The 13,028-nt window shown below is 71.7% G+C and carries 11 protein-coding genes and 1 pseudogene; 10 read left to right on the plus strand and 2 right to left on the minus strand.

Annotated elements, in window-relative coordinates:
- Nucleotides 1-235 precede the first annotated feature (235 nt).
- The 5 genes and pseudogenes from ABEA93_RS29735 to ABEA93_RS29755 all read left to right on the plus strand — a co-directional run bounded on the left by ABEA93_RS29735 (nt 236) and on the right by ABEA93_RS29755 (nt 5,660).
- On the plus strand, nt 236-811 hold the full coding sequence (locus ABEA93_RS29735) for a hypothetical protein (RefSeq protein WP_345678927.1): 576 nt from the start codon (nt 236-238) through the stop codon (nt 809-811).
- 144 nt (nt 812-955) lie between these two features.
- A pseudogene (locus ABEA93_RS29740) lies at nt 956-1,329 on the plus strand (DUF7003 family protein); the annotation flags it as partial.
- A gap of 295 nt (nt 1,330-1,624) precedes the next feature.
- A complete protein-coding gene (locus ABEA93_RS29745; protein WP_345678929.1) occupies nt 1,625-1,777 on the plus strand; it encodes a hypothetical protein in 153 nt (50 codons plus the stop codon).
- 239 nt (nt 1,778-2,016) lie between these two features.
- Nucleotides 2,017-4,740, plus strand: coding sequence for a hypothetical protein (locus ABEA93_RS29750; RefSeq protein ID WP_345678930.1), 2,724 nt, complete (start codon nt 2,017-2,019; stop codon nt 4,738-4,740).
- A gap of 392 nt (nt 4,741-5,132) precedes the next feature.
- On the plus strand, nt 5,133-5,660 hold the full coding sequence (locus ABEA93_RS29755; RefSeq protein WP_345678931.1) for a GNAT family N-acetyltransferase: 528 nt from the start codon (nt 5,133-5,135) through the stop codon (nt 5,658-5,660).
- A gap of 154 nt (nt 5,661-5,814) precedes the next feature.
- Here ABEA93_RS29755 and ABEA93_RS29760 read toward each other — a convergent pair whose 3' ends face one another.
- Nucleotides 5,815-7,050 carry a hypothetical protein gene (locus ABEA93_RS29760; RefSeq protein ID WP_345678932.1) on the minus strand — a complete coding sequence of 412 codons (1,236 nt, stop codon included), beginning with the start codon at nt 7,048-7,050 and terminating at the stop codon, nt 5,815-5,817.
- 366 nt (nt 7,051-7,416) lie between these two features.
- On the opposite strand from ABEA93_RS29760, the gene ABEA93_RS29765 reads away from it, so the two are divergent.
- The 5 genes from ABEA93_RS29765 to ABEA93_RS29785 all read left to right on the plus strand — a co-directional run bounded on the left by ABEA93_RS29765 (nt 7,417) and on the right by ABEA93_RS29785 (nt 12,071).
- Nucleotides 7,417-8,229 (plus strand): menaquinone biosynthetic enzyme MqnA/MqnD family protein, encoded by an 813-nt coding sequence (locus tag ABEA93_RS29765; RefSeq protein ID WP_345679027.1) that lies wholly within the window; start codon nt 7,417-7,419, stop codon nt 8,227-8,229.
- A 79-nt stretch (nt 8,230-8,308) separates the two neighbouring features.
- Nucleotides 8,309-8,962: a pyridoxamine 5'-phosphate oxidase family protein gene (locus ABEA93_RS29770; protein ID WP_345678933.1), complete on the plus strand. Its 654-nt coding sequence runs from the start codon at nt 8,309-8,311 to the stop codon at nt 8,960-8,962.
- A 37-nt stretch (nt 8,963-8,999) separates the two neighbouring features.
- Entirely contained in the window at nt 9,000-10,214 is a 1,215-nt protein-coding gene (mqnC, locus tag ABEA93_RS29775; protein ID WP_345678934.1) for a cyclic dehypoxanthinyl futalosine synthase, read from the plus strand.
- A 52-nt stretch (nt 10,215-10,266) separates the two neighbouring features.
- Complete coding sequence (locus tag ABEA93_RS29780) at nt 10,267-11,358, plus strand: amidohydrolase family protein (RefSeq protein WP_425585154.1); 1,092 nt, start codon at nt 10,267-10,269, stop codon at nt 11,356-11,358.
- A gap of 134 nt (nt 11,359-11,492) precedes the next feature.
- On the plus strand, nt 11,493-12,071 hold the full coding sequence (locus ABEA93_RS29785) for a Uma2 family endonuclease (RefSeq protein ID WP_345678935.1): 579 nt from the start codon (nt 11,493-11,495) through the stop codon (nt 12,069-12,071).
- Here ABEA93_RS29785 and ABEA93_RS29790 read toward each other — a convergent pair whose 3' ends face one another.
- The gene (locus tag ABEA93_RS29790; RefSeq protein WP_345678936.1) at nt 12,072-13,025 is read right to left on the minus strand and encodes an oxidoreductase; all 954 of its coding nucleotides are present in this window, start codon (nt 13,023-13,025) and stop codon (nt 12,072-12,074) included.
- Nucleotides 13,026-13,028: the final 3 nt, after the last annotated feature.

The raw sequence follows: 13,028 nt of genomic DNA on the forward strand, positions 1-13,028 counted from the left end.
TAGTTGGGGCGAACCTCCGCGACCATGCGCACCGCACGCTCACGAAGCTCAGCAGGGTAGGGGGACGGACGCGCCATGACTCGATCCTCTCAGGGAATCGAGCCTCCATCAGACCCGGAGCGGTTCACCGTCGGGAGCCGGTCTCCGTCTGACAGGCACACCGCAAGCGGCCCCGTTTCCCTTCGTGTCGTGGGGAGCGGGGCTGCTTCGTGCGTTGCGAGAAAGGATGAGCGCGGTGAAGGACGTCGTCGGCGTGTACGAGGTGCGCTTCGGGTGGACGCCGTGGTTGGCGGTGTGCGCCGGGGTGCCTGCGGCGCTGATCGCAGGCGCCTTCTCCCCGACGGTGCCGCTGGGTTTGGCTGTCGGCGTGTGGGTGGTCTGCGGCGCCGTGCTCGCTGTCGTGGCTGTCGGGGCAGGCCGCCGCGCAGTCGCGTTTCGGGCGGACGCTGCCGGGGTGTTCCTCGGCACGGGGCCGTTCGCCCACCGCGGTTCGGGCACGCTGGTGCCGTGGTCCGACGTGGCGGGCCTGGTCCTGTGGGAGTGGGAGCACCGCGGCCGGCATCGGATGCTGGGCGTCGTGACTCCGCAGGGACCGCGGGACCTGCTCATGCATCGCTCTGCCCGGGTGCGTCAGATCAACCGGGACCTGGCAGGACCGTTGGCGAACGCGAGCATCGGCCTCACCGGCCTCCGCATCGACATGCACCGTTTGGCTGCCGCGCTCGCTCACGTTGCCCCGCACGCATCGCTGAACGACACCACCACGCAGCCTCCGACGGTCATCCGGCCCGGCGGCCCCGGCCTCGTGTAGGGCCTGCATCGGCGCTGTGTGTCGTGGGGGGTCGATGCTGCTTCGTCTGAGTGAGTCGTTCGTATGATCACGCCCGTGAAAACCGTGTCCTCGATCCTCGGTCGGTTCGATCTCGCCTACGACTGCGGGTCGTTCCCCGACCTGATGAATGGCTACTACTACCCCGTTGATGTCCGGATGCACCTGTTCGCCGACACGGATAGGTGGGCGTGGGTTGTCGAGCTGCTGGGATACAACCCGCGCGGCGGCAATCTGATCGACAAGGTGCACTTCTTCGGCAATTGCCTTACCCACGGTGACGACGGCTTGGACAATGACGACTCCTGGATCGTGTGGACAACATGGAAGAGGTTGAGGACGAAGGCGACGCGGAGCACTTCCAGGCTGGCGTACCGATCGTGGTCCGCGGCCGTGCGATCCATGTGAATGCGGCTCAAGGGGCGCCGTTGGAATCAGTGTTCCGCTCCCTGGTGCCAGAGCACCGCGCACTGCTTCTGGCCGACACCGACGAGGTCCGTGCCAGGATCCCCGCGGACATCCCGCTGATTCTCAGGCTTGAGGAGTGGCACCAGCCCCCGGACACTTGTGCCGTGAGCAAGCCCTTGCTGGAACGCGACAGCCTCCTCGAGGAGTTCCTTGCTCCGTTGATGGCCGCGGCCGTCTACGACCCGGACCCCAGTCTCTGCCGCTGGTTTGGCGAACCTGCGGTCTACGCGTCCGGGCGCCGCCGAGTCATGACCGCGCTGCTCCACTATCTGCGGACGGCACGGACGCGGAGCAAGCGGGCGCAAAGCGGGCCTGGTACCGCGGCCCGTGACCACCTCCGGTCCGGACGCGAACCGCCCGCAGGCCCGAGCCGGGTCCGCCGGCCACCCCCGCAGGCCGCTCCGCTACGCCGCCGCCGGTGCCCTGGTCCTGCTGCTCGGTGCGGTGGCGTTCGCGCAGCGGCGCAAGAAGCGGGGGTGAGCGCGGTCACGAATCATCGTGTGGCCGAGAAGTGCTGTCCAAGTGGCGCTTCTCCCTGATAACTTGCCCTGCCGCCGTGTGTGCAGGCGGTTTTCGGCCCCGCGGCGGGCGGCAGGGGGGGCATCGGCCGTGTCGAGACGGCCTGATGGGGTTCGGGTAGGACCGTTCTGCACATGTTCAAGCACGCCCGTTTCGGCTTGGGATCTCGCGCCGCACGCCTGAGGATACGTTTCGCTGCGGTGACGGTCCTGGCCACCGCTTTGATCGTTCCGGTCGAGGCGTCGGCCGCGGACCCGAGTGCCCCGACGACACCCACGGCTACTGTCTCCGCCGCGGACCCGAAGACCGCGCCGACCGGCACCGCATCGACCCCCACCGGCTCCCCGGCAACCCCGCCGCAAACGCCGGGCGTTCAAGCCGCCGCGGACGCCGCCGACTGCGCGGTCCTCCCGCTCGCCCCCTACGGCCCCGCCGGCGACGCCCACGCCACCGGCTCGCTGACCTACCGTCAGACCGCCTGCTACCGCGTCACCGCCCCGGCCGGCGTCCTCGTCGTCGCCAACGACGACACCGCCGTGCAGAAGACCGTGACCACGGCCGACGACCAGGTCGTCTGCGCCAAGTCCGCGTACGTCTCGTGCGCGCTCCCGGCCGCGGGCACCTACACGCTCGTCCTCGAAGGCAACGCGACCTACGCCGCCGCCTACGACATCGCGGCCCGGTCGTACGCGACCACTGACGGGTGCCTCCCCGCCGTCGCGACCGGGTTCGATCAGCCGCCGACCACAGGCCGGTTCGCCACCGAAGACCAGGTGGACTGCCGCCGCCTCGACGCTCCACCGGGCGCGCGGATCCTGGTGGACACGGCGGACAACGACACCACCACCGGCGGCTACCGGATCGTCGGCCCGACCGGCGCGGACGCATGTGCCTCCGACGGGTACCCGTACGGGTGCGTGCTGCAAGGCGCCGGCCCCTACCGGATGATCTCCTCCAGCACCTACCACTACGTCGGCCCGTACGCCCTCCGCATCCGCCGGCTCTCCGACCCCGTCGGCTGCCCGGAGATCGGCCCGCAGGCCTTCGGCACCGGCGCGTCGCAGAGCGCCGTGCCGTGTCGCGTGCTGCAGGTGCCCGCTCCCGGCCCGTACCGGGTCGGGGCACCGGTGCTGCGCGTGGACGGTTCGACACTGTGCCCTGCCGCGGGTATCTGCGTCTTCGACGCTGTGGGCCGCTACACGGCGTTCGTCGAAGGCCACCCGAAGTCGACCACGGTCGCGTTCGTGGACATGAAGTCCACCGCGGGCTGTGTCCCGGCGTCCGACCAGGGCGCCGTGGACCCGGTCAACCGGGGCAGCCTCGCGCCGGGCGCGCAGGCCTGTCTGCAACTGCCGTCGCCGACGGGCGCCACGCTGCTCGTGGCGAAGCCGGTGCTCAAGCTCGTCGACGCGGCACTTGCCGACTCGTTCGAGGTCCTGAACGCCGACGGGGCCGCCGCATGTGACGGCCCGTTGACCAACTGCCGCCTGACCGGGCCCGCGCCGTACCGTCTCCTGGTCTCGGGCACCGTCGCCCCCTACGCCGTGTCGGTGTTCCGGCTCGACCAGCCCGTCGGCTGCCCGGAATTGGGCCAGGACGGCTTCGGCACCGACATCGGGGCGAGCGCGCGGTTCGACGCGAGCCACCCCCTTCGCTGCTTCACCGTTCCGGCGAACGCCCATGCCGCGGAAGAGCTGTTCCAGTTCGCGGAGGTACAAGGCAGCACGCTCGACCGCGGCGTCCTTTCGGTCGTCGGCGGCTGCACGACGGGCGAGACCCGTTCCGGCGCCGTGTCCTGCAAACTGGCGGCCGGCACCGCGACGGTGATCGTGCGCGGCCCGGCTTCGGACGCGGAGTTCCACGTGGTGCGCCGCGACGTGACCGCTGCGGCCGCCGGGTGCGTGCCGACGGGGACCATGGTGGGCGGCAAACCGACCGCGCTGACGTTCGGTTCCGCAACCGCCGCGGCGTGCGTCCGGGTCACCGGCGCCTCGACCGACGAGTTCCGCGCCGCCGTTCCGTCCGGATCGGGAGTAACGGCCGCGGTGTTCGGGGCGCCGGGTGCCCCAGGCTCGATGACCGGTTCGGGCTGCGCCTTCCCGTGCGCCTTCGGCGGTGCTTCCGACTACCGCGTGGTCACCGTGCCGACGGTGGGCACCGCGCTGCCGGCCGGCCCGGTGCGCCTGAGCGTCTGGCGGACGGCGACCGCGGCAGGTCCGCCGCCCGAGTGCCAGAAGATCGTGTCGCAGCACGGGTTCACCCTGACCGGGACGGTCGGCCCCGACCACCCGGCCGACTGCGTCGTGGTGCCCGTCAAGGCGCAGGACTCCTTCGACCTGACGTCGGTCGACACCGGAACCGGGCAGTCGCGGCCATGGCCGACCCTCCTGCTCCGGGGCGACGCGAAGAACGCCTGCACGGGCTCCGGCGACCAGATCTTCCGCTGCCGCATCGACGGCACGCCCGCCCAGGGCTATGCACTGCTGATCGTGGAAGGCACGAACGATGCAGCGGTGCCGTACCGGGTCGAGGCCGTGTGCCGCGTCACCCAATGCGGCAGCGACGTCCTCAAACTGACCGCCGTGTCCCCCAACACCGCGCCCCGCAACTCCACCGCCACCCTCACCCTCACCGGAACGGTGCTCCAGCGCACCGACACCGTCCGCCTCACCCGCACGGGCCAGGCCGACCTTCCGGTCACCGTCACCGGGGCCGCCTTGGACGGGACTTCGTCGACCGGCACGGTGAACTTGACCGGGGCGGCGTTCGGTTCCTGGAACGTGGTGGTGAAGTCGGCCGACGGCACCGAGCGTGTGCTGGCCGATGCCTTCACCGTGGTGGCCACGTCCCACGACCGGCTGACGCCCCAGGACGGCTCCAAGTGGGATGGCACCAAGGGCCGTACGCCCATCAAGCCCGCCTGACGGACACGCACGCGGACACACACGCGGACACACCGTCCGCTCCATAGTCGGACCACGACGGCCGCCCGGGCCGACCGGGCGGCCGTCTGTGCTGTGCCCGCGGCCCGCGGCCCGCGGCCCGCGGCCCGCGGCCCGCCGCGCGCACGTGCGGCACCTCCCGGCAGCGCACGGCGTGTACCAGCGCCTCCGGGCCCGCGGGTGCCCCCGGCGATCTCGCTCGGGAATCGGCCCGTGCGGGCTTCGCGGACTGGCCGTTCCGTGACCTCCGGAGCCGCGTTCCCTACCGTGACCGAGCGGAATCGTTTCGTCGGACCGGTCGTGCGTTCGGCGTCCGCGACGCAGTCCGGCCGTTCCGGAGGGGCGGCCCTGGTGAAATGGAGCGCGTACGGCGTATGGAGATCCTGCAAGCCGGCGAAGAGCATCTGACGGACATCGCGGCGCTGGCGAAGTCGCGCAGCCTGGACGAGCTCGACGAGGCGGTCGCACGTCGCGAGGGCTTCCTGGTCTCCGCCTATGACGAAACGGTCTACCGTGCCCGGCTGTCCGCGCACGAGTACTTCCAGGTGGCGGTGGAAGACGGCAACGTCGTCGGTTTCGTCCTGGCATACGCCAACCGCCACTTCGGCGCGGACGAATGGCTCAACCGGCACGTCGCCGACGAACTCGGCGGCATCCTGGTCGTCAAGCAGGTGTGCGTGTCGCGCGAGGCCGCCGGCAACGGCGTCGGATCGCTGCTCTACCGCCATGTCCTCGACCGGTGGACGACGACTCCGGTGGTCGCCGCGGTGGTCGCCGAGCCGCGCAACGAGGCCTCCAACGCGTTCCACGGCAAGCACGGCTTCGGCGTCATGTTCACCCTCAGGCCGCCCGACGGGCGCCTCCGCAACGTGTGGGTCCGGCCCGGGCAGACCGGCCCCTGAGCCCCCGTCGGCCGACTCGGCGCACACCGGGACTTCGGCACAGACGAAGGCCACCGCCGGTATCCCCGGCGGCGGCCTTCGTTCGTCGACGGGCACTCGTCAACTGGTACTCGTCGGCTCGAATCCGTCCGCTCGTACTCGTCGGCCGAAGCGGTCAGGCAGTCCTCCGCCGCGTCCGCAGCACCGCGCCCGCGATGCCCGCGCCCGCCAGCGCGACGACCCCGCCGATCAGGACGATCCACGAGTAGCCGACCAGGGTTTCGGTGAACACGTCGTACACCGCCCCCGTCGCGTCGGTGCCCAGTTCCTTCGTGGCGGCCTCGTCGACCACCGGCGACCGCGCGAGGTTGGCCGCCACCAGCAGGACGCCGGACGCGACCACCACCCCCATCGCGGTGAGCGCCAGCGCCCGCAGCCGCCGCACGGCGACCAGGAGGCCCACCGCGCACAGCGCCGCGGCCAGGCCCGGGATCATCCAGCCCGCGTCGTCGATGCCCTTGAGGGTGTCCTGCGCCTGGCCCGAGTGCGGGATGTCGGCCAGCCGCACCGGGATGTCCGAGGGCAGCCGGCTCCGGTCGACGCGCACGCCCTGCCGGGTCAGCTCGGCGATGAGCGGCTCCAGCGGCGTCTCCACGTGCACCGTCAGCTCGGTGCCGTTCTTCCGGTCGGGGTCCGTCGTGGTGACGGCCGTGTCCTTGCCCAGCAGCGAGTCCACCACGATGCTGTGCGCCTGCCGGACGCCCTCGCGCCACACCCGGTGGAACTCGTCGGTGTCCATCACCTTGTCCACCGACGCCAGTACCTGGTTCTTGGCGGTCGGGATGCCGGCCCGGTCGACGATCTCGTTGGTGATCCTGGACGCTATTTCGTCGCGGATGGCCCGCTTCTCGATCAGCTGCGTCGCGTTGTCGGTGAACCCGTCGTCCGAGATGACGTCGTTCTTCAGCCACGCCGCGGTGATCGCCGGGATGGTCAGCAGCACCGTCAGCAGCAGGCACAGGAAGGCGACGACGCCGCGCACCACCGCGTACTGCGGCCGCCCGGTCGGAGGACGGCCGGGCGCGGCGGGCCCGGGCACCGCGCCGGGCAGCGTCGACCCCGGCGGCAGCGACCCGGGCGGGACCGAGCCCGGGGGCGGGGAACCCGGCGGCACGGACGCCGGCGGTACGGCCCCCGCGGGCGCGGCATGCGGCGTGGCGGGCCCGTTGCCCGGCCGTCCGACGTCGAAGGGACCCGGCGCCGGCTGGTAGGCGCCGGGCGCGGGCGGGTACGCGGCCGGAGGCGCCTGCGGCCCCGGCGGCGCCGGGGGATAGCCCCCCGGGTGCGGGTATCCGGGAGGGCCGGGGGGAATGCCGCCTTCGCCCTGCTGGTACCCGGGACCGGGATGCATGTTGGGGCCTCCGTAAATCAGGGGTCACACGGTCCGGGAAGCCACGCGTCCGCGCCCGGCACGCCGTCCGACCGGCCGGCCCGGCCTTCCGGCCGCGGGCACCCCGGCACCGAGAATGCCAGCTCGGCGGCCCTGTGTGGGACCGGCGCGGCGAGGTTGTGGCGAGTCGGTGACACTCGTGCGGGGGACCCGCCCCGCGCGACCGGCCCCGGGAGCCGGGCATAGTCTCAAGTGGTGGACACCAAGGACACGGCGCCCCGCGACCCGGACCGCGCCGACGAGCACGCCCCCGCCACCTCCGCCGACGGCGGCGCCGCCGCCCGCAACGGCAACGGATCGCAGCCGCGCCGACCGCGCGTCGGCCACATCCAGTTCCTCAACTGCCTTCCGCTCTACTGGGCGATGGCGCGCACCGGCGCCCTCCTCGACATGGAGCTGACGAAGGACACGCCCGACAACCTCAACGACGCGCTGGTCCGCGGCGACCTCGACGTCGGCCCGATCAGCCTCGTCGAGTTCCTGCGGCACGCCGACGACCTCGTGGTGCTGCCGGACATCGCGGTCGGCAGCGACGGCCCGGTCATGTCGGTGGTCATGGTCAGCCAGGTCCCCGCGGAGCAGCTCGACGGCGCGAAAGTGGCGCTCGGTTCGACGTCGCGGACGTCCGTCCGGCTCGCCCGGCTGCTCCTCGAAGAGCGCTTCGGCGTGCGGCCCGAGTTCTACACGTGCCCGCCGGATCTGGCGCTGATGATGCAGGAAGCCGACGCGGGCGTGCTGATCGGCGACGCCGCGCTGCGCGCCTCGCTGCACGACGCGCCGCGGCTCGGCCTGCACGTGATCGACCTGGGACAGGCTTGGAAGGAGTGGACCGGGCTGCCGTTCGTCTTCGCGGTGTGGGCGGCGCGGCGCGACTTCCTGGCGGCGCATCCGGAGCGGGTGCGCGAGGTGCACCGGGCGTTCCTGGAGTCGCGCGACCTGTCGATGGCCGAGGTGACGAAGGTCGCCGAGCAGGCGGCGCGCTGGGAGGCGTTCGACGCGTCCACGCTGGAGCGCTACTTCGCCGAGGCCCTGGACTTCTCGCTGGGCGAGCGGCAGCTGACCGGGATCGCCGAGTTCGCCCGGCGGACCGCGCACGACACCGGGTATGCCGCGGACGTGCGGGTCGAACTGCTGGCCTAGGCCGGCCTGGCCCGCACTGCCGTCCCGCATCGTGGAAACCACTTGTCCGCATGATGAACACCGGAGCAGAGTGGCATCCATGGGCAAAGTTCATGCAGACGGCATCACGGGACGACTGAAGACGTTCATCCTCGAGCAGCCCGTGTACTTCACGGCGACGGCGCCGCTGGACGCCGACGGCCACGTCAACGTGTCCCCCAAGGGACACGCCGGATCGTTCGCGGTCCTGGACGCGTGGACCGTCGCCTACCTGGACTGGACCGGCAGCGGCGCCGAAACGCACGCGCACCTGCGCGAGAACGGCCGCATCACCCTCATGTGGAGCGCCTTCAGCGGCCCGCCGAACATCGTCCGGCTGCACGGCCGCGGCGAGGTCGTCTACCCCGGCGACCCGCGGTGGGACGAGCTGGCCGCGCACTTCGGCGCGGACGCCGCCGCGCCCGGCGTCCGGGCGATCGTCCGCGTCGACGTGCACCGCGTGTCCGACACCTGCGGCTTCGCGGTGCCGTTCATGGACTACGTGGGAGAGCGCCCGCTGCTGCGCAGCTACTGGGACGGCAAGGACGCCGCCGACGTCGAGGCGTACCACGAGAAGAAGAACCGCACGAGCATCGACGGCCTCCCCGCGATCCCGCCCGGCTCGGCATCCGCGCCCGCCGCCGAGACGGCTGCCGAGACCGTTGGGCGGACTTCCGACGTGCCCGCGGCGAACCCGGAGCCCGCCGCAAGTTAGGCTCAGTCGTGGTTCCAAAGTCGCCGTGGAGGGTCCCGTGACCGCTGTCGCCGAGTCCGTACGCTCGTCCGAGCTGCAAGCACTCCTGGACCGGGCCGCCGCGGGCGGGCGCCTCAGCGCCGAAGAAGCCCTCGAACTGTACGTCCACGCGCCCCTGCACGCGCTCGGCGCGGCCGCCGACACGGTGCGCCGCCGCCGGTACGCGGGCACCGAGCACATCGCGACGTACATCATCGAGCGGAACATCAACTACACGAACGTGTGCGTCACCGCGTGCAAGTTCTGCGCCTTCTACGCGCCGCCGAAGAGCGAGAAGGGCTGGTCGCGCGAACTCGACGACATCCTGCGCCGGTGCGCGGAGACCGTCGAGCTGGGCGGCACGCAGATCATGTTCCAGGGCGGGCACCACCCGGACTACGGCGTCGAGTACTACGAGCGCGCGTTCTCCGCGATCAAGGCGGAGTTCCCGCAGCTGGTCATCCACTCGCTCGGCGCGTCCGAGGTCGAGCACATGTCCAAGGTGTCGGGCGTCACGATCGAAGAGGCGATCACCCGCATCAAGCAGGCCGGCCTCGACTCGTTCGCCGGCGCGGGCGCCGAACTCCTGCCGGCCCGCGCCCGGCAGGCGATCGCGCCGCTCAAGGAGTCCGGCGAGCGCTGGCTGGAGATCATGGAGACGGCGCACGGCCTCGGCCTGGAGTCGACCTCCACGATGCTCATGGGCACCGGCGAGACCAACGCCGAGCGCATCGAGCACCTGCGGATGATCCGCGACGTGCAGGACCGCACGGGCGGGTTCCGGGCGTTCATCCCGTACACCTACCAGCCGGAGAACAACCACCTGAAGGGGCGCACGCAGGCGACCATCCTGGAGTACCTGCGGATGATCGCCATCGGCCGGCTGTTCTTCGACAACGTCGCGCACCTGCAGGGCTCGTGGCTGACGGTCGGCAAGGAAGCCGGGCAGCTGTCGCTGCACTACGGCGCCGACGACCTCGGCTCGGTCATGCTGGAGGAGAACGTCGTCTCGTCGGCGGGCGCCAAGCACCGCTCCAACCGCATGGAGCTGATCCACCTGATCCGCGCCGCGGGGCGCGTGCCGGCGCAGCGCGACACCACGTACCACCACCTCGCGGTGCACGAGGACCCGGCGAACGACCCGGTCGACGACCGCGTCGTGTCGCACCTGTCGTCGACCGCGCTGGACGGCGGAACGGCCCACCCGGGGCTGAAGATCGTCGAGGCCCGCTGATCGTCCGTTAGGCCCTCGCGGGCCGACTCGTCCGACCCGCGACAATGGGCTCATGCCGCTCACTTTGCACACCGCCCCCGTCGTGCTCGCCATGACGGGGGCGGCGATGCGCGATGGCGCGGTGGCTGTCGACGGGGACCGGATCGCGGCGGTCGGCGAGTCGGCCGAGATCGCCGAGCGGTTTCCGGGCGCGCGGGTGCGGCGGTGGCGCGGGATCCTCACGCCGGGACTGGTCAACGCGCACGCGCGGCTGCAGTACACGGACTTCGGGAACCTGGCCGAATCCGGCCTGCCGCTCGCCGCGTGGTCGGCCGCGGTGGAACGCGAACGCGCCGGCTACACCGAGGCCCGCTGGCAGGAAAGCGCCCGGCGCGGCGTCCACCTGATGCTCAAGTCGGGCACGACGGCGGTCGCGGACGTGGTCACCGAACCGGCGGTCCTGGTGCCGGTGGCCCGGTCGGGAATCGGCGGGATCTCGTACGTCGAGCCGTCGGGCGAGGCGGACACGTGGCGAGGGCGGCTCACCGGCGTGCTGGACGCGGGCTCGGCGCGGGCGTCGGGCGTGGCGTCCGGAGGGCCGCTGCTGAGTGATTGCGCCGCAATCGCCCGCGACCGCGGCCTCCGCCTCCAGGCGCTCGCCCCCGAACACGCGGAGCTGGGATTGCTGGGGCCCGACACCCACGCCGTCTTCGCCACCCGACTCGATGCCGCCGCACGGGCGTTGCTACGCCACCGCACCGTCCCGGTGGCGCTGTGCGTACGCGCCGGCCGGATGCTCGACGCGGGCGACGCCCCCGTCGCCGCGCTCCTCACCGAACACTCCGCGCTCGCCCTCGGCACCGGCTCCCTGGCCGAAACCCCGTCCCTCGACCTGTGGGAAGAAGCCGCCGCAGCCCGCGCGTTGGCCCGTGCCCAGGGCTACAGCGCCCCCGACCTCGACCAACGCCTCGTCACCGCGGCCACGGTAGGCGGCGCCACCGCCCTGGGCCTCCCCGACGCGGGGACCCTCCGCCCCGACACCCGCGCCGACTTCGCCGTCTTCGACGTCCCGACCGACGGCGACCCCTACGCGGCGCTGATCACCCACGGCGCGGGGAGCTGTATCGGCACGGTGTTGGCGGGGCGCATGGTGCACCGCCGTTAGCGCTCCTTCGAACGAGTGATCCCATGCGATTCCGCCACGCGACGGGTGGATTCTCGCCAAGCTCGGGTCCGCCAACGTTCCCTGCCTACTCTGAAAGGAGTGACATGACCCTGGCATTGGAGAGGGCGGCCGCCGTGACCGACGAGCACCGCACCGACGACATGGAAGCGTTCTTCGACAGCTTCGACCCGCCGGAGGGATACCGGGCGGAGCTGATCGGAGGGGCGATCGTCATGTCACCGACGTCTGTCGGCTTGCACCATGTCCTGCTGCACCGGCTTACCAAGGAATTCCTGGAAGCACACCTTCCTCAAGGCGCCCTCTCCACCGCGTTCCCGCTGACCGTGTGGATTCCTGAAGGAGTCGACGGCGACGCCGAAGGCTATATCCCGGATCTGGTCGTGGCTGACGAGGGGGCGATGCTGGAGCCCGGTCGCTGGAAGTTCGATCCCGATGCGGTCCACTTGGCCGTCGAGGTCGTGTCGAAAGGCTCGCAGAGCCAGCGCGACGACCGGATCCACAAGCCGATCGGCTACGCCGCCGCAGGCGTGCCGCTGTACTTGCTGATCGACCCGCTCCGCCGTGAGGTCACGCTCTTCGCAAAACCGGAAGACAAGGCCTACCTGCGGAAGACGTCCGTCGCGTTCGGCGACAAAATCCCCTTCCCCGAACCCTTCGACGGCGTTCTCGACACCTCGATCTTCATCACCTGATCAATCCCCCAACGGCTCCGGCCACCGCACCCCCGTGGCCGCCTCCGAGGCGGTCCACAGGGTGCGGTTGGCCGATTCGTGCTTCACCCACGGGGCCCGCGGAGTCGCGGCCGGCGGTCCCCACATCGCGAAGCGCGGCCCGTAGAACGTGCCGTTGTCCACGCCCGGAGCCGTGGCCGCGTAGAGCTGCGGCACAGCGCCCGCCTCGGCCGAGGTGGCGATGAGGCGGTTGGCCGCGTCCATGATCCGTTCGCGGCGGGTGTCGCCGGTCATCTTGGCGCCGGCGGTCTGCAGGTTGGTGGCCGCGTAGCCGGGGTGGGCGGCGAGGCTCAGCAAGGCGACGCCGGCGGCGTCCGCCCGGCGGGCGAGTTCGGCGGTGAACATCAGGTTCGCGGACTTGGCCGCGCCATAGGCGCTCCACTTGCGGTACTTGCCGTGCTCGCCGCGCAGATCCGCCGGGTTCGGCCGGCCGACCGCGTGCATGCCGCTCGACACGGTGACCACCCGGGCACCCGGACGGGCGAGCAGCGCCGGGGCCAGCAGGGCCGAAAGAGCGAAATGCCCCAGGTGATTCGTGCCCATCTGCATTTCGAAGCCGTCCGCGGTCCGCCGCTCCGGCAGTGCCATCACGCCCGCGTTGTTGACGAGGATGTCGAGGCCGTCGTGCGCGTCCGAAAACGCCGTCGCGAAGGCCCGCACCGACGCCAGGTCCGCGAGGTCGAGTGGCAGTACCTCCAGCCGGTCCTTCGCCTCCGGCACCTCGGCCGCGATCGTCTCCACCGCCTCCGCGGCCCGGGACGCCGACCGGCACGCCAGGACGACGACCGCGCCCTTGCGGGCGAGTTCGCGGGCGGTGACGAACCCGAGGCCGCTGTTCGCCCCCGTCACGACGGCCGTCATACCGTCCAGCACCGGCATCTCCGCCGCGCTTCGCCAGGTCTTCCCCGTCTTCACCGC

Origin of the sequence: Yinghuangia aomiensis (genome assembly GCF_039542225.1) — a bacterium.
GTDB lineage: Bacteria > Actinomycetota > Actinomycetes > Streptomycetales > Streptomycetaceae > Yinghuangia > Yinghuangia aomiensis.

Excerpts from the sequence above, each read along its gene's own strand:
- ABEA93_RS29755 (WP_345678931.1), top strand. The coding sequence starts at position 5,133 with ATGGAGATCCTGCAAGCCGGCGAAGAGCATCTGACGGACATCGCGGCG.
- ABEA93_RS29760 (WP_345678932.1), bottom strand. The coding sequence starts at position 7,050 with ATGCATCCCGGTCCCGGGTACCAGCAGGGCGAAGGCGGCATTCCCCCC.
- ABEA93_RS29770 (WP_345678933.1), top strand. The coding sequence starts at position 8,309 with ATGGGCAAAGTTCATGCAGACGGCATCACGGGACGACTGAAGACGTTC.
- ABEA93_RS29780 (WP_425585154.1), top strand. The coding sequence starts at position 10,267 with ATGCCGCTCACTTTGCACACCGCCCCCGTCGTGCTCGCCATGACGGGG.